Source organism: Chryseobacterium rhizoplanae (assembly GCF_900182655.1).
In the GTDB taxonomy this organism is placed as follows: Bacteria; Bacteroidota; Bacteroidia; order Flavobacteriales; family Weeksellaceae; genus Chryseobacterium; species Chryseobacterium rhizoplanae.
The window spans coordinates 1,016,218-1,041,629 of record NZ_FXTC01000001.1; the positions used below are offsets into that span (position 1 = coordinate 1,016,218).

The 25,412-nt window shown below is 37.4% G+C and carries 28 protein-coding genes; 21 read left to right on the forward strand and 7 right to left on the reverse strand.

Annotation, left to right across the window (positions count from 1 at the left end; translation table 11 throughout):
* Positions 1-44: 44 nt before the first annotated feature.
* The 3 genes from FN817_RS04430 to aroB form a co-directional block, all read right to left on the reverse strand.
* Entirely contained in the window at positions 45-665 is a 621-nt protein-coding gene (locus FN817_RS04430; protein WP_142716884.1) for a porin family protein, read from the reverse strand.
* A 232-nt stretch (positions 666-897) separates the two neighbouring features.
* The gene (locus tag FN817_RS04435; protein ID WP_142716885.1) at positions 898-1,533 is read right to left on the reverse strand and encodes a porin family protein; all 636 of its coding nucleotides are present in this window, start codon (positions 1,531-1,533) and stop codon (positions 898-900) included.
* A 277-nt stretch (positions 1,534-1,810) separates the two neighbouring features.
* Positions 1,811-2,857, reverse strand: a complete 1,047-nt coding sequence (aroB, locus tag FN817_RS04440; protein ID WP_142716886.1) for a 3-dehydroquinate synthase — start codon at positions 2,855-2,857, stop codon at positions 1,811-1,813.
* A 101-nt stretch (positions 2,858-2,958) separates the two neighbouring features.
* On the opposite strand from aroB, the gene FN817_RS04445 reads away from it, so the two are divergent.
* Entirely contained in the window at positions 2,959-4,137 is a 1,179-nt protein-coding gene (locus FN817_RS04445) for a pseudouridine synthase (protein WP_228451469.1), read from the forward strand.
* A 184-nt stretch (positions 4,138-4,321) separates the two neighbouring features.
* On the opposite strand, the gene pncA is transcribed toward FN817_RS04445, so the two are convergent.
* A complete protein-coding gene (gene pncA / locus FN817_RS04450) occupies positions 4,322-4,927 on the reverse strand; it encodes a bifunctional nicotinamidase/pyrazinamidase (protein WP_142716887.1) in 606 nt (201 codons plus the stop codon).
* 245 nt (positions 4,928-5,172) lie between these two features.
* On the opposite strand from pncA, the gene FN817_RS04455 reads away from it, so the two are divergent.
* The 5 genes from FN817_RS04455 to FN817_RS04475 all read left to right on the forward strand — a co-directional run bounded on the left by FN817_RS04455 (position 5,173) and on the right by FN817_RS04475 (position 8,493).
* A complete protein-coding gene (locus FN817_RS04455; RefSeq protein ID WP_142716888.1) occupies positions 5,173-6,315 on the forward strand; it encodes a DEAD/DEAH box helicase in 1,143 nt (380 codons plus the stop codon).
* Positions 6,316-6,531: 216 nt separating this feature from the next.
* On the forward strand, positions 6,532-7,068 hold the full coding sequence (locus FN817_RS04460) for a YfiT family bacillithiol transferase (protein WP_142716889.1): 537 nt from the start codon (positions 6,532-6,534) through the stop codon (positions 7,066-7,068).
* Positions 7,062-7,523 carry a DUF1569 domain-containing protein gene (locus FN817_RS04465; protein WP_228451470.1) on the forward strand — a complete coding sequence of 154 codons (462 nt, stop codon included), beginning with the start codon at positions 7,062-7,064 and terminating at the stop codon, positions 7,521-7,523. Before FN817_RS04460 ends, FN817_RS04465 begins: the two co-directional genes overlap by 7 nt.
* Entirely contained in the window at positions 7,520-7,900 is a 381-nt protein-coding gene (gene ytxJ / locus FN817_RS04470; protein ID WP_047374907.1) for a bacillithiol system redox-active protein YtxJ, read from the forward strand. The genes FN817_RS04465 and ytxJ overlap by 4 nt, the downstream gene beginning before the upstream one ends.
* Complete coding sequence (locus tag FN817_RS04475; RefSeq protein ID WP_047374905.1) at positions 7,897-8,493, forward strand: Crp/Fnr family transcriptional regulator; 597 nt, start codon at positions 7,897-7,899, stop codon at positions 8,491-8,493. Before ytxJ ends, FN817_RS04475 begins: the two co-directional genes overlap by 4 nt.
* A 139-nt stretch (positions 8,494-8,632) precedes the next feature.
* On the opposite strand, the gene FN817_RS04480 is transcribed toward FN817_RS04475, so the two are convergent.
* Positions 8,633-10,054: an aminotransferase-like domain-containing protein gene (locus FN817_RS04480; RefSeq protein WP_142716890.1), complete on the reverse strand. Its 1,422-nt coding sequence runs from the start codon at positions 10,052-10,054 to the stop codon at positions 8,633-8,635.
* Positions 10,055-10,150: 96 nt separating this feature from the next.
* Between FN817_RS04480 and FN817_RS04485 the strand changes: the two genes are divergently transcribed.
* The 14 genes from FN817_RS04485 (at position 10,151) to FN817_RS04545 (ending at position 21,820) form a co-directional block, all read left to right on the forward strand.
* Entirely contained in the window at positions 10,151-11,035 is an 885-nt protein-coding gene (locus FN817_RS04485) for a DMT family transporter (RefSeq protein ID WP_142716891.1), read from the forward strand.
* A gap of 86 nt (positions 11,036-11,121) precedes the next feature.
* On the forward strand, positions 11,122-11,352 hold the full coding sequence (locus FN817_RS04490; protein ID WP_142716892.1) for a hypothetical protein: 231 nt from the start codon (positions 11,122-11,124) through the stop codon (positions 11,350-11,352).
* A 309-nt stretch (positions 11,353-11,661) separates the two neighbouring features.
* Positions 11,662-12,258: a Crp/Fnr family transcriptional regulator gene (locus FN817_RS04495; protein WP_142716893.1), complete on the forward strand. Its 597-nt coding sequence runs from the start codon at positions 11,662-11,664 to the stop codon at positions 12,256-12,258.
* Positions 12,259-12,785: 527 nt separating this feature from the next.
* Positions 12,786-13,541, forward strand: a complete 756-nt coding sequence (locus FN817_RS04500) for a stress-induced protein (RefSeq protein WP_142716894.1) — start codon at positions 12,786-12,788, stop codon at positions 13,539-13,541.
* A 74-nt stretch (positions 13,542-13,615) separates the two neighbouring features.
* On the forward strand, positions 13,616-14,203 hold the full coding sequence (locus FN817_RS04505; RefSeq protein ID WP_142716895.1) for a YciE/YciF ferroxidase family protein: 588 nt from the start codon (positions 13,616-13,618) through the stop codon (positions 14,201-14,203).
* Between the two features lie 65 nt (positions 14,204-14,268).
* Positions 14,269-14,571 (forward strand): hypothetical protein, encoded by a 303-nt coding sequence (locus FN817_RS04510; RefSeq protein ID WP_047422939.1) that lies wholly within the window; start codon positions 14,269-14,271, stop codon positions 14,569-14,571.
* Between the two features lie 14 nt (positions 14,572-14,585).
* On the forward strand, positions 14,586-14,963 hold the full coding sequence (locus FN817_RS04515) for a hypothetical protein (protein ID WP_142716896.1): 378 nt from the start codon (positions 14,586-14,588) through the stop codon (positions 14,961-14,963).
* Positions 14,964-15,019: 56 nt separating this feature from the next.
* On the forward strand, positions 15,020-17,158 hold the full coding sequence (locus FN817_RS04520; RefSeq protein ID WP_142716897.1) for a catalase: 2,139 nt from the start codon (positions 15,020-15,022) through the stop codon (positions 17,156-17,158).
* 126 nt (positions 17,159-17,284) lie between these two features.
* Positions 17,285-17,785 carry a CinA family protein gene (locus FN817_RS04525; RefSeq protein ID WP_047422944.1) on the forward strand — a complete coding sequence of 167 codons (501 nt, stop codon included), beginning with the start codon at positions 17,285-17,287 and terminating at the stop codon, positions 17,783-17,785.
* A 5-nt stretch (positions 17,786-17,790) separates the two neighbouring features.
* A complete protein-coding gene (locus FN817_RS04530) occupies positions 17,791-18,588 on the forward strand; it encodes an SDR family NAD(P)-dependent oxidoreductase (protein WP_142716898.1) in 798 nt (265 codons plus the stop codon).
* An 11-nt stretch (positions 18,589-18,599) separates the two neighbouring features.
* Positions 18,600-19,346, forward strand: a complete 747-nt coding sequence (locus FN817_RS04535) for an SDR family oxidoreductase (RefSeq protein WP_142716899.1) — start codon at positions 18,600-18,602, stop codon at positions 19,344-19,346.
* Between the two features lie 24 nt (positions 19,347-19,370).
* A complete protein-coding gene (locus FN817_RS23060; RefSeq protein WP_167498807.1) occupies positions 19,371-19,535 on the forward strand; it encodes a hypothetical protein in 165 nt (54 codons plus the stop codon).
* Between the two features lie 24 nt (positions 19,536-19,559).
* Complete coding sequence (locus tag FN817_RS04540; RefSeq protein WP_142716900.1) at positions 19,560-21,089, forward strand: FAD-dependent oxidoreductase; 1,530 nt, start codon at positions 19,560-19,562, stop codon at positions 21,087-21,089.
* Between the two features lie 74 nt (positions 21,090-21,163).
* Complete coding sequence (locus FN817_RS04545) at positions 21,164-21,820, forward strand: DUF6766 family protein (RefSeq protein WP_142716901.1); 657 nt, start codon at positions 21,164-21,166, stop codon at positions 21,818-21,820.
* Here FN817_RS04545 and FN817_RS04550 read toward each other — a convergent pair.
* Positions 21,817-22,605: an AraC family transcriptional regulator gene (locus FN817_RS04550; protein WP_228451471.1), complete on the reverse strand. Its 789-nt coding sequence runs from the start codon at positions 22,603-22,605 to the stop codon at positions 21,817-21,819. The two genes, FN817_RS04545 and FN817_RS04550, sit on opposite strands and share 4 nt — an antisense overlap.
* A gap of 127 nt (positions 22,606-22,732) precedes the next feature.
* Between FN817_RS04550 and FN817_RS04555 the strand changes: the two genes are divergently transcribed.
* Positions 22,733-23,869 carry an Atu1372/SO_1960 family protein gene (locus FN817_RS04555; protein ID WP_142716903.1) on the forward strand — a complete coding sequence of 379 codons (1,137 nt, stop codon included), beginning with the start codon at positions 22,733-22,735 and terminating at the stop codon, positions 23,867-23,869.
* 60 nt (positions 23,870-23,929) lie between these two features.
* On the opposite strand, the gene pdxR is transcribed toward FN817_RS04555, so the two are convergent.
* On the reverse strand, positions 23,930-25,366 hold the full coding sequence (gene pdxR / locus FN817_RS04560; protein ID WP_142716904.1) for a MocR-like pyridoxine biosynthesis transcription factor PdxR: 1,437 nt from the start codon (positions 25,364-25,366) through the stop codon (positions 23,930-23,932).
* Positions 25,367-25,412 lie beyond the last annotated feature (46 nt).

The window sequence follows — 25,412 nt, forward strand, 5'->3', positions numbered from 1 at the left end:
TTCACTTTAATTATAAAAACTTAACGAGAAAAGCTAAATAAGCTTTAGAATTTGTAGTTTACTCCAACCTGGAATACACCATTCTTCACTGATCCTGTTCTGTCATATCCATACAGATATCTGTGACTTTTATTGACAATATCAGAGAATCCTGCAGTATATCTTATGTTCACACCAATGTTTTTGGTGATATCATAACCTGCTCCCAATCCGATTCCGAAATCAAAGCCTCTGGTTGCATCTTTAAGGTGTAAACTCCCTACGTTGTCCTTTAATCTGGCATCCATTAAGAAGCTAAACTGAGGTCCGGCTTCTACATAAAGATTAGGAAGTACTTTATATTGAAACATTACGGGAATGGAAATATATTCTACTTCAAGTTTTGCATTGCCGTCTCCTTTCTGTTTGGCACCCACATTACTGTATAATACTTCAGGTTGAACAGAGAAATTCTTAGCGACAGGAACATTCATAAAAACACCACCATAAAATCCAGCTTTTGATTTCATATCCATATTGGAAAGATTGGAAACATTAAGTCCTGCTTTCAAACCGAATTTGATTTTAGAAGAAGTTGTGGATGGTGGAGTAGCATCAGTTGAAGTGTTCTGAGCAAAAACAAAAGTACCTGCGATAAGGGCCAGGCCTGGAAAAATCTTTTTCATAGATTAGTTTTATTTTAAGTTGTTTAACGCTCGGAAAGCAACAAACAATATGCCGTGAACTCCCTTCAATAAAGACTTTATATATCTTTAACAGATTGAAAAATCAACTATTTGGGATATATGTTTGATGGTTGATCAAAGGATCAATGCGTTACCATAAAAAAAAGACCAGATTAAAAAATTAATCTGATCTTTTCTATTGAATATAAAATTTGTTAGTGAATGTGTAAGCTTATTTGAATTTATAAGCTAAACCTACCTGGAATACATTGTTTCTTACTGCATCAGAACCGCTAGGTCTGTTTTTTGCGATATCTGTTAAACCTGCAACATATCTAGCTGTAAGTCCAAGGTTCGGAGTGAAATAATATCCTGCACCAAGACCAATACCAAAGTTGAATGTATTGAAGTTGTCTTTGTAGTTGTCTGATGTAGTAGAGTTCCCGTTAGACTCATTTTTTAGTTTGTTTTTAGCACTTACCATGAAACCGAATTCTGGTCCTGCTTCAACATATAAATCAGGGATTAAGTTATACTGGAACATTACCGGTACAGTAATATAATCTAACTTGGTAGAAGCTGAATATTTTGTTCCTAGTGTGGTAAAGTCTGATTTATTACCATATTGTGAATATAATACCTCAGGCTGAACGCTGAATGAAGATGCTAAGGGAATGTTGGCAAATACACCTGCATTGAATCCTATTTTAGATTTCTGATCATCAAGACCACTGTCTTTTGAAAGTGAAGATACGTTCATTCCACCCTTTACCCCAAATGCTACTGGATTAGAAGATGTGTTTCCTGTCTGTTGAGCGAATGCGAATGTTCCTGCAGTTAACGCTAATCCTAAAATTAACTTTTTCATAACTTTAATTTTTTAATTTTACTCTTTCTTAATTTTAAATTTTACTACTGTTCAGCATTTTCAGTTGAACGCAGAGTATCTTCCAAATTGCTTGCCAAAAATATTTTTTATGATTAAAATCAATAAAAATACCACTTAGACAGTAAGTGGTATTAATATTATACAACTGATTTACAGCTTATTACATATTTAAATAAACATTTGTTTAGAAGAGGTCTAAATTGACAATTTTGTTAAAAATAACCTTTCAAAGCGGGTTTATCTTTCCAAAAAAGCGTTAAGCATTATTCAATTTTCTATAAAAAGACAGCGATTCAAGGATATTTTCCTGGCTGCACTGATGGTCATAAGTACAAGAACCTATTCCGGAAAGTAATGAAAAGTTGATTTTACTGTCTGTATTCTTTTTATCATTCAGTAATAATGCCGTGATATCTTCATCTTTAAAATCACTGATATCAAGGTAAGGATAGTATCTCTGAACATTTTCGATGACCATATCTGCTTCGGTTTCAGAAATAAGATTCTCAAGATAAGCCAGATGAGCTTCTGCAATCATTCCCATGGCAACCGCCTCCCCGTGAAGGATAGGATTTCCTTGTTGTAAGCATAAACTTTCTACAGCGTGACCTATTGTATGCCCGAAGTTCAATGTTTTTCTGATATTCTGTTCATGAAAATCTTTATCTACAACGTCCTGCTTGATATTCATAGAAGTCTGAATATGCGGAATTACTGTCTCAACCTCCAGTTTACGAACCTGAATCAGCTGATCCCAATGATTTTTATCAGCTATTAATCCGTGTTTCAGCATTTCTGCGAATCCGCTTCTTAATTCTTTAAATGGCAGTGTTTCCAGGAATTTAGGAAAAATAAAGATCTGTTCCGGGAAAGCGAAAGTTCCCACCATATTTTTATAATGCATCAGATCAATACCTGTTTTTCCTCCTATGGAAGCATCACACATGGATAAAAGGGTAGTAGGAATATTGATGAACTGTATTCCTCTTTTGTAAGTAGATGCTACAAATCCGCCCATATCAGTAATCACGCCGCCACCAAGATTGATAACCAATGCTTTTCTGTCCGCCTGCATTTCCGTAAGAATTTCCCAAAGCTGATTGGCAGTCTGGATATTTTTCATTTCTTCTCCGGCTTCAATCTCTAAAATTTCAAAGCCAAGGTCTGTTTCCATATTGCCTAAAAGAATAGGAAGGCAGTATTCATGAGTATTTTCATCAACAAGAATGAAAATTTTACTGAAGGATTTTTCATGAAGAAACTCGTTAAGCTGAGAAAAATTATCGTTTAATATTGTTATCATCTTCTAATATTTGTAAAGTTAAAATGTAAACTATAGTGCAAAGTTATGATTCTTAATTTTTAACTCGTAACTAAATTACTATCTTTGCAGAAATTTTTAGAATGAGCAGAGATAATAATAATTCAGACAGATCAAAGAGACCAAGAATTTCAACCAAGAAAAGTTCTGATGATTCTCGTGCTTCCAGATCTGGAAATTCTTCAGGATCAAAACCTTTTAAAAAACCTTTTTCTAAAGACGGAGGCAGAACAGCTCCGGAACATAGAGGGTCTAACTCAAAATTCGATAAAAAACCTTTCAAGAGAAATACAGACAGTTCTGAAGGGTCCAACGAAGATATGGGTTCAAAATCTGAAAGAAAAGCATACATCACGAATAAAAGTGAGAGTTTTGAGAGAAAATCTTTCGGAAAACCAAAAAGAGGAGGAAAAAGCTTTGATACAAGAGATAAATATGAAAGAGGTAGTCTGAAATATGGCAGAAGACCCTCAAATGGAGATGAAAGAGATGACAGAGCAAAATCTTTTGTACAAAAAAGAAGGTTAAACAAAATTGACAAAGATGTTCATAAAGACACTATCCGTCTAAATAAGTATATTGCCAATTCAGGGATCTGCAGCAGAAGAGAAGCGGATGATCTTATTACCCAGGGATTGGTAGAGGTAAACGGAAAAGTAGTTAACGAAATGGGCTATCAGGTACAGAAAACTGACAGAGTAGTTTTTGACGGACAGAATATTACTCCTGAAAAACCGGTGTATGTACTTTTGAATAAGCCAAAAGGTTACATTTCTACGACGAAAGATGACAAAGCGAGAAAAACGGTAATGGATCTTGTAGCTAATGCTTCTCCTTACAGAGTTTTCCCGGTTGGAAGATTAGACCGTTCTACCACGGGGGTTATTTTATTGACCAATGACGGACACATGACCAAGAAATTGACGCATCCATCTTTTGATGCTAAAAAGATTTATCATGTAACGTTAGATAAAAAGCTTTCGGGTGAAGATCTACGTCTTATCGCAGAAGGAATCCGTTTAGATGAAGGAGTAGCCGTTGTTGACCAGATTTCGTACATTGAAGGAAAGCCTAAAAATGAGATCGGAATTGAGATTCATATCGGATGGAACCGTGTTATCAGAAGAATATTCCAAAGATTAGGATACGAAGTGGAAGCTTTAGACAGAGTAATGTTTGCAGGATTAACGAAGAAGAATATCAAGAGAGGACACTGGAGAATCCTTACAGAACTGGAAGTAAACAACCTTAAAATGCTTTAATAATGGATGAATTATAAAAGTTATAAATGAATTATAGATTCAGGATTATAACTTATTTTATTCTTTTAAAAAGTACATTTAAGTGTAAAAATAAAAAGCGCAGAATTATTTTCTGCGCTTTTTTATATCAGGTTATGAGCTCTAAAATTCATAACTCATAATGTATAATTCATCATTTGCCACATTATCCCAAAACCGTCACTCCTTTTTCAATCATTTCGTAGATGGCATCTCTGGCGTTGTCCGGTTTTACGTTTACAGCACGTGTTCCGTTGAAATGAAGGCATGTTACATATCCGTTGGCTACGGCATCCTGAGCCGTGAATTTAACACAATAATCTAATGCCAAACCAACGATTTCTACCAATTGGATATCGTGATATTTTAAGAAATCATCCAGTCCGGTTTTCATAAAATGGTTATTATCCTGGAAACCACTGTAGCTGTCTATCTCAATGTTTTTACCTTTTTGTACAATATGGGTTACTTTGTCTCTGTTCAGATCTTTGTGGAATTCTGCCCCGAAAGTTCCCTGAACACAATGATCCGGCCACATAAACTGTGGAACACCATTTAAAATAATACTTTCTCCTACCTGTCTGCCATTACTGCTTGCAAAACTTTTGTGGCCTGCAGGATGCCAGTCCTGTGTAAGAACCACCTGATCGTATGCATTTTCCTCCATCAGAAGATTGATATACGGGATAATTTCGCTGGCTCCAGGCACTGCTAATGCTCCGCCTTCACAAAAATCATTCTGTACATCGACTATTATTAACGCTTTTTTCATATTTTGATTTCTCGAATTTTTGATAAATTTACAAAACTAATCTTCAAAAATTTGTCCAAATCCTAATTATCGGACAAATCGGCAAAAAAAATAACGGTCATCACATAACAGTTCTTTTAAAAGAATGAAATAGAGTATCATTGTTTTTATGCCTATCATTACTTCCTTTTTCCATCTTCAGGCTTCTGACCTTTTATCTGAAACTAAATCTCAATAGCTTATCTTTGCAGTAAATAAGTATTTTTATGTCATTTGAATCGTTAGGATTATCACACAATATTATTCGTTCTGTAAACAAACTGGGGTATTTGAAACCATTTCCAATACAGGAACAGGCAGTTCCTGTTATTTTGCAGGGAAAAGATCTGATGGGAATTGCACAGACAGGTTCCGGAAAAACGGCTTGCTTTGTCATGCCAATTTTAGAAAAATTACAGAATTCGGAAGTTAAAAAAGACCGTAATGTTCAGGTTTTAATATTGGTTCCTACCCGTGAATTGGCAATTCAGATTGATGAAGTTTTCAGAGCTTTTACAGAAAATCTTAAGCGGGAAGTTCGTACAATGGCTGTTTATGGAGGTGTATCTATCAATCCGCAGATGAAAGGGATGTTTGGAGTAGAAGTTCTTATTGCCACTCCCGGACGTTTATTAGACTTAATTGATCATAATGCGTTGAGTATTTCAGGAATCCGGCATTTGGTGATTGATGAAGCGGATAAAATGTTTCAGCTGGGCTTTGGTGAAGAAATGAATAAACTTTTCGCAATGATGCCTGTGGTGAAACAAACGACTTTGTTTTCAGCGACTTTAAATGATAAGGTTTCTGAAATGAAAGAACGCCTGTCTATCAATCCCACTATTATCGAAATTAAAAAAGAAGAAGTTGAAATTGATAATATCGAACAGCTGGCATATCATGTTTCTCCGGAAAATAAAGGCCCTTTCCTGCGTTATTTAATTAAAGAAAAAAAGGTGGAAAAGGCTTTGATCTTTGTTTCATCTACAAGGTCTGCAGACAATCTGGTGGAAAAGCTTAAAAAGAATAAAATTAAAGCGGTGGCTATCCACAGTCAGAAATCGCAGGGCGCCCGCAGAAATAACCTGGAAGAGTTCAAAGTAAATGGAGCCCAGATTCTGGTGGCAACAGACCTTATTGGCCGTGGAATTCACATTGAGTCATTACCATGTGTGATCAATTACGAATTACCACGTTCTCCTTTAGATTATATTCACCGTATCGGAAGAACGGGTCGTGCCAATGAAAAAGGAACAGCAATCAGTATTCTTACAGATGATGAATTGCAGCATTTCAGAGTAATTCAGAAGAAAATGGGGAAAAAAGTAACCCTGCAAAGAACAGAAGGTATAGATCTGCATGGGTATTAATACTTCAATATAATGTATAAAAAGGCTTCAGTTGATCCGTGAAGCCTTTTTTGTGAACAATTGGTACCACAAAAATGGTTATCTGTACAATTAATGCTTTATTCACCTTAGTTTCTTGAATTTTTGATAAATTTACACAAGCTGATATTGATACATTGTCCTTTATATGATAACCAGACAAATCGTCAATATTTAAAAATTAAAAAACCTTGAGCAATGAGTGATTTAGAAAATAAAAAGTTTCCAATAGGCCCGTTTGAAGTTCCGGAAAACATCTGCGATACCACATTGGATACTTATATCAAAGTGATCAAAGACTTTCCCGGCAGACTAAAAAATCTCATTGAACATTTTACGGACGATCAATTGGATACTCCTTACAGGGAAGGAGGCTGGACTGTGAGACAGCTTGTCAACCACCTTTCTGACAGTCATATGAATAGTTTTATACGTTTTAAGCTGGCTCTTACTGAAGATAACCCTACTATAAAACCTTATGATGAAGCCAAGTGGGCAGAGCTTCAGGACAGTTTTCATATGCCTGTAAAGCCGGCTATGAGGATGCTGAAAGGAACACACCAAAGATGGGTGGTACTTCTTAAAAGCCTTACCAATAAACAGTTTGAAAGAACTTTTCATCATCCTGAGCATAATAGAGATTATAATCTGAGAGACAGCCTTGCCTTATATGTCTGGCACTGTAATCATCATTTTGCCCATATTGAAAATCTGAAGAAAGAAAAAGGTTGGTAAGGAAAAATCTTAATAATCCCATATATTATAAGGAAATTGTAAACCGGATTTCCATGTTATCTGAAAATTCCCCTCGGAAATGGGGGAAAATGAACGTATGTCAAATGCTAAAGCATTGTGATCTGGTTCTTCAGGTAGCCTTGAAAAAAGTAGAACTTCCCCGTATCAATGTCGTGTATAAGAGCATCGGGATCCTCACGAAAGCAGAAATGTATGTCTTCAATAATGGAATTCCCAGAAATATGCCTACTTTTCAAAAACTAATCGTTAATTTTGAGTGTGATTTTGATGAATCAAAAGCCAATCTTCTGAGAACGCTGGAGGAATTTCGGGAAGCCTGTAAAAAAAACAGCCTGCCGGATCATCACAGATTATTTGGAAACATGACTGAAAAAGACTGGACATTTTTAGAATACAAACATCTTGATCACCATCTAAAACAATTTAATGTATGAGTTTTTTTGATAAAATATTCGGTGGAAAAAACGAAACCCCTGACCAAAAAACATTCTGGAAAAAAATAGAGTCTGAAGAAGACCTTACAAAAGCTATAGAAGACTCTTTTCAGAATAGGATTGCTATATTTAAACATTCTACAAGCTGTTTTATCAGCAGAACTGTACTGAAAAACTTTGAAAAAGAAGTTGAAAATTCAGATCAGCCGGTCAATGTATACTACCTTGATCTTTTGGCCCACAGACCTGTATCCAATAAAATAGCCGCAGATTTTGAAATAAGACATGAAAGTCCGCAGCTGATTGTAATAGAGAACGGAAAGCCTGTAAACAATGCTTCACACCAGGATATCTCTTTAAGCCAGATTGTATCATGAAGAATATAAATGATTATTTAGCCAAAGTTTTAAATGTTCCTCTTCAAAATGTGAACACCTGCAGCCTGCACTATGAAGTAAAGAAAATCCCTAAAAACCAGTTTCTTCTTCAGTACGGCGAAATATGCAGACATATATTCTTCGTAGAAAAAGGGCTGTTGAAAATGTATTCCATTGATAAAAACGGGAAAGAACATATCATACAGTTTGCTCCTGAAAGCTGGCTGATTTCCGACCGAAGCAGTCTTTATTTCAATGAAAAATCCATTTATTATATAGAAGCGGTTGAAGATTCGGAAATTCTGTTTTTGCATCCGGATTTCTTTAATAAACTGGTGGAACAGTTTCCAAACAGCATTGAAAGAAGTGATTTCCTGCTTCAGAAACATATCAGAAGTCTTCAAAACAGAATCAACTCTTTGCTTGGTGAGACTGCAGAAGAAAGATATATGAAATTCATTAAAATGTATCCGGATTTACTGCTGAGAGTTCCGCAATGGATGATTGCTTCTTACCTTGGAATTACCCCTGAGAGTCTTAGCCGTGTAAGAAAAGAACTGGCGAGAAAAAATTTCGTCCCGGATAATAAATAAAAAGGCTGGAAGATGGGAGAGGGAGGCTTAAAGTTCTGGTAAACACAAAAGAACTTGATCGTTATTATTTAAACATCGTTTTTAATAAGAATTGACATAATCTATTCTTAAAACTTCCATCTTCCAGCCTCTATCTTCCTTACTTCAAATAAATCTTTTTGGCAAGCTGCCCAACCTGTCTGAGCTTTGCCTGTGTATCTTCTGACCAGGGAAGTCCTATACAGAGTCTCATACAGTTTTCAAACTGGTCCTGAAAGGTAAACATTCTTCCGGGAGCAATACTTATATTTTGCTTGATGGCCAGATCGTATAGTTCTGTTGTCCGTATCTTCCTGTCAAATTCTATCCATAAGGACAATCCTCCTTGTGGACGGCTGGTTTTGGTGCCTTCCGGAAAAGATTCTGCAATGGTCTGAACATAGTTCTGATAATTATTCTGCAAAGTTCTGCGCAGCTGCTGAAGATGTTTTTCATACTTGCCGGATTTCAGAAAGTTAGCTACAGCTTCATTGACAATCGAAATAGAGGAAGTGGAATGCAGGAGCTTAAGCTTCATGATTTTGTCTTTATACTTTCCGGGAGCAATCCACCCTACACGATATCCCGGAGCCAAAGTTTTTGAAATAGAGCTGCAATACAATACATTTCCGTCTTTATCAAAAGACTTGCAGCATTTCGGACGGGTAGAACCGAAATATAAATCTCCATACACATCATCTTCAATCAGTGGAATGTTGTTTTCCGAAAGTATTTTTACAATTTCTTTTTTATTTTCATCAGGCATACAGCTTCCCAATGGTGAATTGAAGTTGGGAATGAGCAGGCAGATGTCTATTTGGGGTATTACTTTTTTTAAAGCCTCAATTTCTATTCCCGTAGTTGGGTGCGTAGGAAGTTCCAGTACTTTTAAACCCAAGCCGTTGGCCAGCTGTAAAATTCCGGGATAGCAGGGACTTTCGATGGCAATAGTATCACCTGGCTTTCCTAATGCCATTAAACAGAATGATAAAGCATTCATTCCGCCATTCGTTGTAATCAGGTCGTTTTCGCTCAGGTTTCCTCCCCATTGCAGAGAACGAATGGCAATCATTCTTCTTAGCTTCAGATTTCCCTGAAGCTCCTCATATTCAGTACCACCATCCTTTAATTCTCTGATGGCATTTACGATTTCTTTTTTCAATTTGGCCTGGGGTAGAAGATCTCCGGACGGAATACCAATAGAGAAAAAAGTAATATCCTTTTTACCCATATTTTCATATACCTTGCTAATCAGTTCATCCGGTTCATCATTATTGGCGATCAACGACGGACGGCTCACTTCCGGCAAAGGAAGTTTTGCGAATAATAACTGACTTACAAAATAACCGGTTTGCGGCTTGGATTCTACCAAAGACTGGGATTCCAGTTCCAGGAAGACACGCTTGGCTGTATTCATACTTACCTGATGTTCCTGGCATAGCATTCTTACCGAAGGAAGCTTGTCTCCGGCCTTTAAAATACCGTTCCTGATCTGTCCTGCAATTCCGTCTGCAATTTCTGTGTATAAAAATTCTTTGTTCATATTTCAAACTGTGCTCATGCAAATATACAAAACTGATACTGTGTTTATCAAATTATCCTTTTTAATTTTGAACCATCAATTAAAAGTTTCGATACAATGATAACAAAACAAATATCAAAAGATGAAAATATAAACGGATGGATCAACGGCTTTATAGGAGTTGTATTATTTAGCGGTGGTTTGCCTGCTACAAAATTAGCTGTCATGGAAATGAGTCCGATCTTTGTGACGATAGTTCGTGCTGCTGTGGCAGGAATATTAGCTCTTATCGTATTATGGCTGGGTAAAGAAAAACGTCCCGTTAAAGAACAGTTAACGCCTTTGCTCTTGGTTTCTCTTGGCTGTGTGGTGGGCTTTCCGCTTTTGTCGGCATTGGCTCTTCAATACCTTACTTCGGCCCATTCTATTGTATTTCTGGGAATGCTTCCTTTGGCAACTGCTGTATTTGGAGTCATGCGTGGCGGTGAAAGGCCTCATCCTGTATTTTGGCTTTTCTCGATTGTTGGAAGTCTTTTAGTGATCGGTTATGCTGTTTCACAAGGGATATCAGCATCTCCCATTGGCGATATTCTGATGCTGCTTGCCGTTATTTTATGCGGTATGGGCTATGCTGAAGGAGCCAAACTATCCAGAACACTAGGGGGTTGGCAGGTGATTTCCTGGGCATTGGTACTGGCACTTCCTGTTATGATTCCTTTATTTTTTATTTATTTCCCTGATGATATTCAAAATGTGAGTTTTCAGGGATGGTTTGGAATGGCTTACATTTCCCTTTTCAGTATGTTCATTGGTTTTATATTCTGGTATAAGGGATTGGCGCAGGGTGGTATCGCTACAGTTGGGCAACTGCAGCTCCTTCAGCCTTTCTTTGGATTGGCATTGGCTGCCTGGCTTCTTCATGAGCAGGTAAGCATGGGAATGCTGGGGGTAACAATAGGAGTTATCTTATGTGTTGCAGGAACTAAAAAATTTGCGAAATAATTAAAAATAAAGCTTTATGACTTAAGTCATAAGAATACGGTTTCATAATAGCCTACTTTTGAACCATCACCACAAAATATATTATTATGAAATTCATTATGTCAAGTCTGCTTATAGGACTTATTGTCCTAAGCTGTAAAAAAGAATCCAAAACAGAAATATCTACCACCGACAGTATTGTAACCAATACCGTCAGAACTGATACAATTTCTACTGTTACACCTCTTCCTTCAGATACTATACGTATTGATACGGTTTCTTCAAAAAATAAGATGGATACCGTCAGAAGTCATAAAAATACAACAACAAAAAAATAATAGTTCACCAATGTTATAGTAAAAACCCGTTATCAAAGTGAAACGGGTTTTATTATTTATACTTCTACTTATTGTTGAAATTATATTTTTTTATATTATATCAAAAAATCAACTTAATTGCATTTTTAGTAATTATATCTGATCAATAATTATAATTACAGTTAAAGTTATTAAAATTTTTAACTTTTTTTAACTTTTAAAATAATAATTAAGGTGTGATTTTTGCATGTATCTAGAATCGATTGCCAATGATATTTTTACTAAGACTAAGAAGAGGAGAAGAAGAAAACAACACCAAAAACAACTATTATGGTTATCGACGAAAACATTTTGATTTCAGCGGGAGCGGAAACGAGACATTATAACCCTTCAGAAACAATATTCTTTGAGGGAGATATCCCTAACTATTATTACCAGATTATTAAAGGAGAGGTAAAACTTAATAATTATAATGAGGAAGGGAAAGAATTTATCCAAAACATTTTATCCGACGGTGAAAGCTGTGGTGAATCTATACTTTTCATAGATAAGCCTTATCCTATGAATGCCGAAGCCATTACAGAATGTACTGTTTTAAGGCTTCATAAATCTATCTTTTTTGATCTGCTGAACCGGAATCCGGAATTATACATGGAAGTAAGCAGTTTTCTTTCTGAGCGTCTTTACTACAAATTTATCATGATGCAGAATCTCTCATCTCAAAATCCGTCCATACGGCTTCGGGGATTGATGGATTATCTTAAGAGTTTTCAAAAGGATATAACTCCTTATTCTTTTTTGATCCCTTTAACGAGGCAGCAGATGGCAAGCCTTACCGGTCTTTGTGTGGAAACCGCTATAAGGACGATCAAACATATGGAAAGGGATAAGATCCTAAGAATTGAAAATCGCAAAATCTTATATTAGAATCATTTCAGGTATACGATCTTGTGATTTTTTCAATTAAAATCTTATAAGTTTATGAAAACAATAAGCTGTATGAATATTGATGAAAGTCTTCTGTACTCCTTTGGTGCAGAAGACAGGCATCACAAAATCCTATGCAAAACTAAAGTTACTATGATGAAGACTGTCATCACTGCTTTCATATAGCATTTACAAGACAGCAGATCATCAATCTTACGGGGATGCGTGTGGAAACAGTCATCAAAAGCTTAAAAAAATGGAAAAAGAAGGCAGCATTACTTTACAAGACCGAAAAATTTTGTATTAATCTGCATTAACATGACTCAGGTCATAAAAAAGTGAATTATTCTGACGTATATTTGATATATAAGTTTTTCAATCCAATTCCAAACACCTTAGTAAAAAGGAACGTAAAAAGCATTTTGCTTTTATTATCATTTTAAAATTACCGACACCCAACTGTTGCCGTCTAATACTAGTCACGGACGGCAATACACATCACTAAATATTAATATAAAAATTCAGTTATGAACACTAGAAATTCAAGAAATAGCAGTTCAAGAAGAAATTCACATTCACCGGAAAATCTTGAAGAAGTATATCAGTTAGGATATGATCATGGTTATAATGATGCAACCAGAGATGAAGATTATGACGATGATTTTTCAGAATATGAAAATTATTTTGATAATGAAAATGACGATTATGACGATGATTATGATGAAGATGACTATGATGATTACGACGACGATTATGATGAGGATGACGACAATGAAGGCGATGACGATTATGATCAGAGAGGCCGCAGCGGAGGGAGAGGCAGTTCCAGAAGTGGAAACGGAAATCAGCAAAGAGACAGTCAGGGAAGATTCACTTCCGGTAGAGGCAGTTCTCGTGGAGGAAATTCCGGAAGCGGATCCCGTGGACGTTCAAATTCTGGCTCAGGTTCAGGAGGAAGAGGCAGATCATCATCAGGAAGTGGTACTTCAAATGGTAATTCCCGTAACCGTTCCAATTCTGGTTCAGGTTCCAGATCGGGAGTAAGATCTTCCAATTCTGAATCCAACTCAGGACGAGGAGGTTCTAATTCTAGATCAGGAAATAATAACAATAGTAGTTCAGGCCGTAGTTCTAGTAATTCCAATTCAGGCAGTTCAAGAAGAGGTTTTGCAGCGATGAGTAAAGCGGACCGTACAAGAATTGCAAGAATGGGAGGTCAGGCATCTCACGGAGGCGGAAGGTCATCAGGACGTTCCGGATTCGGAGGCAGACGTAATTCATAATTCTTTTTCCAGGATTGCCTCTTTAGCCCTATATAAAGAGGTAATCCTTTTAATTACAAACACCATTTTACACCATGCCCAATAAAATATTAGAAACCAATAGTTCAGTTTCTGCCACCCAAAAAGGGAATGCAGACAAGACGACTGTGAACAAGGAGGAAATGAAAAATGCACCCCTTCATAAATTCTTTGTAAGTGCCCTGAAAGATATTTATTATGCTGAAAATGCCATTCTTGAAGCGTTGGAAAAAATGCAGGAAGCTGCTACCACCGAAGAACTGAAAGATGCCTTTGAAGATCATCATCTTCAAACCCAAAAGCATGTAAAACGTCTGGAAAAAGTTTTCAAACTTATTGACGAAAAGCCCGAAAAAAAAGAATGTAAGGCTATAAAAGGAATCATCGAAGAAGGTGAGGAAGTCATTAAATCTACAGAAGATGGCTCTGCAACAAGAGATGCCGCATTAATTATTGCTGCACAAAAAGTGGAACATTACGAAATTGCAACCTATGGCGGGCTTGCACAACTTGCGATTACCATGGGACATGATAAAGCTGCCGACCTTCTTGAAAGAACGCTTCAGGAAGAAGAAGACACCGATTCGCATCTTACAGAGATTGCAGAAACATCCATCAATTTTGATGCAGAACAGGAAGATTAAAAGAACATAATAAGCCATGTAGCTTGTTCTATATGGCTTATTTTAACCATGAAATCAAAATATATATGGACGGTCAGAAAATAATAAAAACGCTGAGACACAAAGATTTTATAAAAATACCTCATGCAGGGGAGTGTTTTGAAGACGGGGCAGCGATCTATGCCAAAGAAATCAAGGAAAATATCTTTCTCTTATTCATTATCCTTAAAGATATTGATATTGAAAATATACAGGCATTAATTGCTCATTTTGACTGTTTCAACAGTATCGGATTAAAAGAGCCGGAACAGATCATGTTTTATCTGTCCATCAAGGATAAAAACGACCTCCACTATTTTGAGCAATATTTAAAAGCTTCCCATAACTAATACCCTTTTTGAACATGATATTTGAAAACGACACTTTACAACATTCCGGGCTGAATGATAAAAATAACGCGATAGAGAATGAATCTTTATTTCCGCTTATTATCAATTCTTACGGAGTGACTGCTTTTCTGATCAAATCATTAGAAAAGATTAAAAATAATGCTCAATGTGAGGTTTTGAAAAGAGTAATAGATGCTTACATAGAAGAATATATCCTTCATATCCGTGAGTTTCATACTAAAAACAGCACGGAAACTATGGATATGGATGCTGAAATAAGATTTGAATCCCCGGATTTCACTTTGTATGCCAAAACGGCTTATTATAAGGTGCTGAAGGAAGAAGAATATATTAACAAACTTCTTGAAATTCTGGAGAAAAAAGCAGATTAATTCTTCAGAGTATCTTATCTCACTACTTTCAACCTTACGCCAACCACAAAAAGATTATGAATATGAAAACCAACGAACACAACAAAAAAGCACAACAGCTGGATGTACACAGTACTTCCAATGAAAATGAAAAACTAACCACCAATCAGGGCTTAAAGATCAATAACAATCAGGATTCTTTAAAAGCCGGGGAGAGAGGCCCTTCATTATTGGAAGATTTTATCCTGAGAGAAAAGATTACCCACTTTGATCACGAAAGGATTCCCGAAAGAGTAGTTCATGCAAGAGGTTCCGGTGCACACGGAGTTTTTAAACTTACCAAAAGCCTTGCAGCTTATACCAAAGCAAAATTTTTAACAGAACTTGGAAAAGAAACTCCTGTTTTTGTAAGATTTTCAACTGTTGCGGGAAGTAAAGGAAGTACAGATCTGGCCAGAGATGTTCGTGGATTTGCCATTAAATTTTACACTGACGAGGGAAATTATGATCTCGTAGCCAACAATATGCCCGTGTTTTTTATCCAGGATGCGATCAAATTTCCAGATCTGGTACATGCGGTGAAACCTGAACCGGATAATGAAATTCCCCAGGCCGCTTCCGCCCATGATACATTTTGGGATTTTATCTCACTCATGCCGGAAAGTATGCATATGATTATGTGGCTGATGAGTGACAGAGCCATTCCGAGGAGTCTGAGAATGATGGAAGGCTTTGGAGTACATTCTTTTAAATTCATTAATGAGGAAGGAAAAGTACATTTTGTGAAATTCCATTTTAAACCAAAATTAGGAGTACATTCCGTAGCCTGGAATGAGGCTCAGATTATTTCAGGAGTAGATTCTGATTTCCATAAAAGAGACCTTTGGGAAGCCATTGAAAGCGGTGATTATCCTGAATGGGACTTTGGGGTACAGCTGATTCCTGAAGAAGACGAGCACAAATTTGATTTTGACCTTCTTGATCCTACCAAACTGGTTCCTGAAGAAGAAGTTCCCGTAGAAATCGTAGGAACGTTAACTCTAAATAAAAATCCTGATAATTTCTTTGCAGAAACAGAGCAGGTTGCTTTTCATCCTGGACATATCATTCCCGGAATAGATTTCACGAACGATCCGTTGCTGCAGGGAAGATTATTTTCATATACCGATACTCAGCTGTCAAGGCTGGGATCACCCAATTTTCATGAAATTCCAATCAACAGATCTCTCAATACCGTTCATAATAACCAACGGGACGGACATATGAGACAACAGATTGTCAAAGGAAAAACAAGCTATGAACCCAATTCTATAGGTGGCGGATGTCCTTTTCAGGCGATGATGTCTGAAGGCGGATTTGCTTCCCAACAGGAAAGAGTTTCCGGAGTAAAGATCAGGGAAAGAAGCAAAAGCTTTGTAGATCATTATTCACAGGCTAAACTATTCTACAACAGCCAGTCGACGCCGGAAAAAATGCACCTTCAGAATGCATTGATCTTTGAACTGTCTAAAGTAACCCGTCCCGAGATCAGAGAAAGACTGGTAGGACAGCTGGCTTATATTGATACGTCTCTGGCCTGGAAAGTTGCAGAAAAATTAGGGGCAGAAGTCAAAAAATTAGAATGGCCCAACCAGAGTTTACCGGCAGACAGTAATATTGTAGAGCTTCAGAGCGAAGAAAGAGAGCCTGATACAAAGGTTTCTGACGCTTTAAGCATGAAACATACCGTTAAAGACACAATTAAAACAAGAAAAATAGGATTTATTCTGGCCAACGGAGTTGATGGCGGAGCTGTCAGCGATCTTAAAACAAAACTTGAAGCGGAAGGCGCTAAAGTTGAATTGATTGCACCAAGTCTTGCTCCTGTAAAAACTAATGATGGTACAGACCTGATCCCGAAATATTCTCTGACGAATACTGCCAGTGTCTGCTTCGATGCATTATTTATTTGTTCCGGTGCAGACTCTGTAAAAGAACTGATGATTTCTGAAAATAAGCATCATGTACTGCACTTTATCAATGAAGCCTATAAGCATTGTAAGGCCATTTATTTCGGGACAGACACACAGGCTGTTTATCATCATTCCAATGTATCAGCCAAAAAGCATGATGATCCTGGAATCGTCACATGGGAAGATGGAAATCCTGCAGATAAATTCATTAATGCTATTGCCAAACACAGAGTCTGGGATCTTGAAATGGAGAGAAACGCTTAATCATAACACCTTTCACACCAATTTAAATATTAATGTTAAGCTGCTGTATTCATTCAGCAGCTTTTTAAACCTCTCTTTTTCATTTTTTTCAATTCATTTTTAAACCTCATTCAAAATATTAACATTATGAATTTTCAACAAAATCTCTTAGAATATATAAGCCAGTCCCTGATGACTACAGATGAGACCATTTCAGTTGCTGAAAGTGTCACTTCAGGATGCCTGCAACTGGCCTTTTCACAGATGCCCAATGCCTCAATGTTTTATAAGGGAGGCATGACAACCTATTCTTTACCGGAAAAAGTAAGGCTATTAAAGGTCAACAGACAGGAAGCTGAAGAATGCGACTGTGTTTCAGAAAATATTGCAGAAACCATGGCATTAAATGTTGCCAGACTCTACGAATCGGACTGGTCTATTGCTACAACCGGCTACTGCACACCCATCCGGAATTCCGGGTATAAAATTTTTGCGTATTTCTCATTTTCCTATAAAGGGGAGATCATTCTGACTAAAAAACTGGAACTGCACCCCAAAACTCAGGCCCTGAATGCCCAGCTGTATTATACAGAATTTATTTTAGGGTGTTTTAAAAGTGAGCTTAACAGGGTTTTAATCTTAAAATAAAAACTATGGAACGCAAAAATCAATATGTGCTGATTACAGGAGCCACAAGCGGTATAGGATATGAACTGGCCAAACAGTTTGCCCGAAATGGCTATGATCTTGTGATTGTAGCCAGAGATCAGGAAGAACTGAAAAGAAAGGCCGATGAATTTAAAAAATATGGAGTAAACGTTATCAGCATTTCCAAAAACTTATTCTTAGAGGAGGAAGCTTATTCTCTTTATTCCGAATTGAAAATGAATGCGATAAGCCCCGAAATACTGGTAAATGATGCAGGACAGGGAGTGTATGGTAAATTTCAGGATACAGATATTCACAGGGAAATAGACATTGTTCATTTGAATATTATTTCGATGCTCATACTTACAAAACTGTTTATTAAGGACCGATTGCCGAAAGGATCGGGAAAAGTCCTGAATCTGGCTTCTGTAGCCAGTAAAGTTCCAGGTCCCTGGCATTCTGTGTATCATGCTACCAAAGCATTTGTTTTGTCGTGGTCTGAAGCCATTCGTGAAGAATTAAAAGATTCAGGAATCACGGTAACAGCACTTTTGCCGGGACCTACGGATACCGATTTCTTTAATAAAGCAGAGATGAGTAGAAGTAAAATACTGGAGGACAAAGATAGTCTGGCTTCTCCGGAAGAAGTGGCTATTGATGGTTATAATGCTCTGATGAATGATGAGGATAAAATAATTTCGGGCCTGAAAAATAAACTATCTGTTGCCATGGCTAATCTTTCAAGCGACAGTATGGCAGCTCACAGAATGGCAGAAATGCAGAAACCTACCGAGAAAAAATAAAAGCTGATGAAATGGGAAAATTAGAAAATAAATCTGTTTTGATTACCGGAGCAGACAGCGGAATCGGCAAAGCAGTGGCTCTTCTTTTTGCATTGGAAGGAGCAGATATTGCGATTATTTACCATTCCAGTGATAATGATGCCGGAAAAACAAAATCAGAAATTGAAAGTCTGAATAAAAAATGCATTATTTTCAAAGGTGATATCAATGATTATGAATTCTGTGAAAAAACAGTGAAAGAAGTTATTTCGGCATTCGGGAAAATTGATATCCTCGTCAATAATGCAGGAATTCAGTTTCCTGCCGATAGAATTGAAGATCTTGAAGAGAAAAACATCAGGCAGACCTTTGATTCTAATATTGTAGGAATGATTTTGTTAACAAAGGTTGTGTTTCCTTATTTGAAAGAAGGAAGCTCCATCATCAATACCACCTCGGTTTCTGCGTATCAGGGACATCCTGAACTGCTTGATTACTCTGCAACAAAAGGAGCAATTGTTTCCTTTACCCGCTCACTGGCTTTACAGGCAAAACCCAAAGGAATCCGTGTCAATGCCGTTGCTCCAGGCCCGGTTGCAACCCCGCTTACGGAAGAAACATTTGACGAAAAAGAAGAAAACCCTAATAAACCTCCTCTGGAAAGAAATGCCACTCCGGAAGAAATCGCTTTCAGCTTTTTATTTCTGGCAGGTACCGATGCCTCACAGGTTACGGGACAGGTGCTTCATCCCAATGGAGGACTGATCGTAAACGGCTAAAAAGTAACAAAAAAAATATAGAATATGAAAGCTACAGCACTTATTTTGGGAGTGATCAGCTTATTTGCTTTTACCTCCTGCAGATGCAATATTGACGAAGATGAAAACAAAAAAAGAGACCAAAAGAATAACCCGGCCAATGCCGGCAAAACAGGTCTGCCCGAAAACGATACTTTGAGTATCAGATAAGTTTAACAACAAAATATTCTGGTTATGTACAGAGACGGTGCAAGAAAAAGTATATGGCAGGAAGAGGTCAGAAAATTTTCTGCAGAAGCTGATCTCAGCCTGCTATTTGATGTTGCCATAGTAGGTGGCGGAATTACGGGAGTTTCAACAGCGCTGAAGCTTCAGGAATCCGGACAGCAATGTATTATCCTGGAAGCTGCCAATATAGGATTTGGTACTACAGGAGGTACAACAGCCCATTTAAATGATTTTTTTGATACCACCTTTACTCAGGTTATCAGTGATTTTGGTTTGGATAATGCCAAGCTCTATGCAGAATCCGGAGCTGATGCTATTAAAATCATTGAAGATAATATCCATCGGTACAAGATCAGCTGTGATTTTACACGGAAATCAGCTTACCTTTTTGCGTTGGATGAACAACAAGAGGACCGTCTGAAAGACATCGTTGAAGGAGCGGCTAATGTAGGTCATGAGATGAGCTATGTGAACGAAATCCCATTTCCAATCCCATTCAAAGAAGCAGTGCTTATTCCGGGACAGGGGCATTTTCATCCCATAAAATACCTCAAAGGACTTTGTGACGCTTTTATAAAACTCGGTGGATCTATTCAGGAAAACTGTCTCTGTGAAGATCATGATGAGAAGGAAGATTATGTGATTTTAAAAACTTCAAAAGGCGAGATAAAGGCAAAAAATGTAGTATATGCCACCCATATTCCGCCCGGTGTCAACCTTCTTCACTTCACAAATGCTCCTTACAGAAGCTATGCCATGGCATTTACAATGAAAAATGATAAATATCCCTGGGAACTTGGCTATGATCTCTGTGAACCTTATCATTATTACAGAATTCAGAGCCTCAATGGGGAAAATTTATTGATTGCCGGTGGTGAAGATCACAAAACAGGGCATGCAGACGATACCGGAGAATGTTTTTCAAGGCTTGAAAACTATGTAAGAAAATACTTTGAGGTGGAAACCGTATATTACACCTGGTCCAGTCAATACTATGAACCTGTAGACGGTCTTCCGTATATAGGAAAGCTTCCGGGAACTAAAGAAAGAATCTTTGCAGCAACGGGCTTCCGGGGTAACGGAATGATATTCGGGACCCTTTCCTCACAGATTCTGCATGATCTGATTGTTACCGGAAAAAGTAAATACGGTGACTTATTCAATCCTTCAAGAATCAAACCCGTTGCCGGATTTTCAGATTTTGTGAAAGAAGCAGCAACAGTAGCTTTTGATTTTATAAAAGATAAGATTGTTACCGAAAAGATTGAATCATTTTCAGAAGTCGGGGAAGGTGAAGCTAAAGTAATCAATTATGAATCAGAATCCTATGCCCTGTACAAAGAAAATGACGGGACTTTGCATCTGTTAAAAAGTACTTGTCCACATGCCGGATGTGAAGTTCGGTGGAACAGTGCTGAGCTGAGTTGGGACTGTCCATGCCATGGATCCCGTTTTAATGTCAACGGAAAAATTCTTACCGGACCAACCACAAAGAGTTTGCAGAAAATTTTTCCTTACCAAAAACGTGATTCATAAATCTCAAACTTTAAATCTTGAACCTTGAACCTTGAACCTTGAACCTTGAATTTTAAATATTTAAATCCAAAGCTATGTCACGCTCCGGTTTCTTTTATCGCAACAGCTTAAGTATTGTTCTCATTACCCTGATGATTATTTTTCTTGCAGGGCAATTTTTTATGGGTTGGAGAACAGAAAATAAAGAATTGATTGAAAACGGCCAGTCTGCTTTAAAGCTCGGCGAATATATACACAGCGGCCATTTTATACAGGCTACTTTTGAAAACTGGGAAAGCGAATTTCTTCAGATGATGCTGTATGTTTTATTAACGGTCTCTCTCAGACAAAAAGGTTCCAGTGAGTCAAAATCTATGACAGAGAAAGAAGATGTTGACAGAGAACCCATAGCACATCCTAAGGCGCCCTGGCCCGTTAAAAAAGGAGGAATTTGGCTGAAAATTTATAAACACTCTTTATCACTTGCTTTTGCAATCCTTTTCCTGACAAGTTTTATTTTGCATTTCTATGGCAGCCTCAAGAACTTTAATGAAGAACAGATGATGAAAAATACAGCTCCAGTAACAGCAATGCAATATATTTCAGAATCAAGGTTCTGGTTTGAATCTTTTCAGAATTGGCAAAGTGAATTTCTGGCTGTGGCTTCTCTTGTACTTTTATCTATCTGGCTTCGTGAAAAAGGCTCACCGGAATCAAAACCGGTTGATATGCCTCATGATGAAACCCCTTAATTTTTTTTGAGTTTTGGCTTCACCTGCATGATAGCAAAGTAGGATGATGTAAACGCGGAGAGACTTTGATAGCCCACTTTATAAGCAACTTCACTCAAGGTATATTGCCTGGTGTCTATCAGCTCTATGCTTTTTAAGATCCTGGTCAGCTGCAGGTATTTTTGCAGGGTAATTCCTGTTTCATTTTTAAAAATTCTCTGAAGACTTCTCACAGACATTTGGGCTTTTTCAGCTAATGAATCTATATCCAGGTTATATTTAAAATGAGTATTGATATCATTGCATACAGGAATCAGTCGGGTATCTGTAGGAACAGGAATTTCCAGTCCGCTGCTTTCTTTGCAGAAATTAGGAAGGCTCTTTAATATCGCTTTAAAGAAAATATCCTGTTCTTCATTTTCATCCAATGATTGGTTCCATTTTGAAGCATACAAAAGCATCTCTTTTAGAACAGGAGGAACGGCAAATACCTGTACATTCTGATAAAATTCATCATCAAAAACAGACTTAAACAGAAAGACCATAAGATTCACCGTTTGTGCTTCGGAAGTTATTTTATGGGCTTTTTCTGACGGAATCCAAATGACATGATGCTGTGGGACAAGATAGATTTTCCGGTCAATATGGAAATACTGATATCCTTCTTCCACAAATGTAAGCTGGGCACGGTTATGCTGATGTTCATAATCATCATGTTTCCAGTTTTTTTCACACCATACATAGGCTTCTTTTTCGATGGAATCTACAAACTGGCTTTCCGTTTTCTCAATCAGTCCACATTTCATGTTGTCGTTTTGTATGTATATTTTGGCAAATTTAATAAAAACGACAATAGTAATTTTGTATAATCAAAGATAACAGGCATCAAATCAATGATGTCAACAAAAAATATTAACTTATATCTTATTCTGAATGAAAAAATTATGTCTTTTTTTTATTTTAATTTTATTATCTAATACCACCCATATCATGGCACAAAATAAAGCTAAAATACTGGTTCTTATCCATTCTGATAATGGCGGAACCTACGAACTGGCCAAAGAGATCGCCAAAGGGATTGAAAGCGAAAATAATGCGGTTCCCTATATCAAATTAGTCAAACCTTCCCAACATCCCAATCTTAAAAACCTGCCTGTAGCAACAGCAGAAGAACTCACAAACTATGATGGAATTGCTTTTGGCTCACCGGTTTATTTCGGGAATATCAGTACGGGAATGAGTGAATTTTTATCCAAAACCGTTCAGCTTTGGACCAATCACGCTTTGGAAGGAGTTCCGGCTACTGTTTTTATGTCAGCAGGAAGCGGGGCAGGAAAGGAGCTGGCCCTTCAGGCATTCTGGAACAGCCTTGCCGTACACGGGATGGTATTGGTATCTAACGGAATTCGTGGAACAGAAGAGCTGAACAAAGCTATTCCGCAGGGAAATACTGTTTTAGGAGTAACAAGCATGGCTTCTTTAAAAGACGTTGAAAGACCTACCAAAGGAGAAAGAAATATTGCAGAGCTTCAAGGGAAAAACTTTGCAAAAATAGTATTGGCACTGAAAGACACCCGCCCGAAAAAAAGTACACCTATCGTTGAAAATCATCAGAATTTTAATGAAATACTGAAACAGAAAAATATTCTACTTCCACAGGTTCCTAAACCCACAGGAAACTATCAGCCGTTTGTACGTTCCGGAAATCTGGTATTTATTAATCAGGTTGCTTTGAAAGATGGGAAAATTTTTAATCCGGGGAAACTGGGTGTTGAAGTAAATGAGCAACAGGTAAAAGACGCTACAAAAGTGACCATGCTGAACGTTATTTCCGTATTGAATGAAGCGGTAGGAGGAGATTTGAGCAGAGTAAAACAATGTGTGCAGCTTACAGGAATTTTCAATACAAAAGATGATTATACAAAACATGCAGACTTGATGAATGTTGCTTCAGACCTGGCTGTTGAAGTTTTTGGAGACAAAGGGAAACATGCAAGAGCGACTTTTGGAGCTTCTTCAATTCCGGTGAATTCTTCTGTTGAAATCCAGGCGGTTTTTGAAGTAGAATAGATTTCAAAAAATAAAATCTGTGGTTACCACTTGACCACAGATTTTTTCATTTTATGCTATTTAAATATTAAAAAACTGAGCAAAAACTTCTGAAATAACAGGAATACTCTGCTCCAACTGTTCTTCAGAAAGCGCACCATAGCTCAATCTGAATCCATTTACATGATTCTGACTGTACTGTTTCGGGTGAATGATTTTTATGTTTTTTTCCAATAACTGAGCGGTTACGGCATCCCAATCTAATTTTACTTTAGGTACAATCCAAAATGCAAGTCCGCCCTCAGGCAGCGTAAAATCTGCAAAGTCTTTCATATGCCTCATCAACAGTTCAAAAACAAAATCTCTTTTATGTTTGTAATGAACGGTTGCTTTTCTGATATGTTTTTTTACGGCTCCTTCTTTTATCAGCTGAAGAACGGCCTGTTCCATAATGACGTCGCCATGAACATCAATAATCTTTCTCAGATTTCCTATTTTTTTCAGTAATTCCTGATTGGCAGTGGCCAGATAGCCAATTCTCAAAGCGGGTGCAACCACCTTACTCAAAGTTCCGATATAAACATAATTCTGAAGCTCCGGAAAGCTTGAAATCGGCAGGATAGGGCGGTACCCGAAATGAAACTCATTATCATAATCATCTTCAATGATCGTGATATTGTATTGGTTTGACAATTCTATTAGTCTTAATCTTCTGGATAAACTAAGAGTAACAGTAGTAGGATATTGTCTGTGAGGGGTAATGTATATTGCTTTTACATTCTGATGCCTTGTTAAAAGCTTTTCAATAGCTTCAATACTGATTCCTTCATGGTCTACAGGTGCCGGTAAAAGTTGTGCACCCACATACTCAAAAGCCTGCCATGCAGGCTGATATCCCGGATTTTCTACAATAACAGCGTCACCGGAAGTAAAAAGAGTCTGAGCGGTCAGAAACATTCCCATCTGGCTGCCTCTTGTAATAGAAATCTCATCTTCATGAATATGCATTCCACGCTGGTGGTTGAGCATTTGAGAAATCATTTTCCGGAATTCCCTGTCACCATGTTCATCCCCGTAACCCATCATCTGCCACTTCGCCTTAATGCTGAAAATCTGTCTGTATGCCCTTGCCAGTTCCGTTACAGGGGCAATCTTACTATCGGGATGACCATCATCGAAATTAATTAAAATAGTACCGGTTTTTCCCGGTTGATGGTGAGAACTATGGATTATTTCAGCATTTTTTTCATGCAAAAGAGGCAGTCTTTCGGATACAAAAATGCCTTTCCTTTCTCTCGAAATTACCCATTCCTCATTGATCAGCACCTGATAAGCTTCTACTACAGTATTTCTGTTGATTTTCAAGGTTTGTGCAAGATTTCGGCTTCCGGGAAGTGCATCTCCGGCTTTTAATCTTCCTGAGCGGATATCACTGATAATGGTATCTGCAATCTGTAGATAAACGGCTTTGTCAAGCTTTTTATCAATTTCCAATTCTAATTTCCAAGGGCGCAGCATCTGGACTATCTATTTATATAAAAACTGAATCATTTGAATAGTCCAA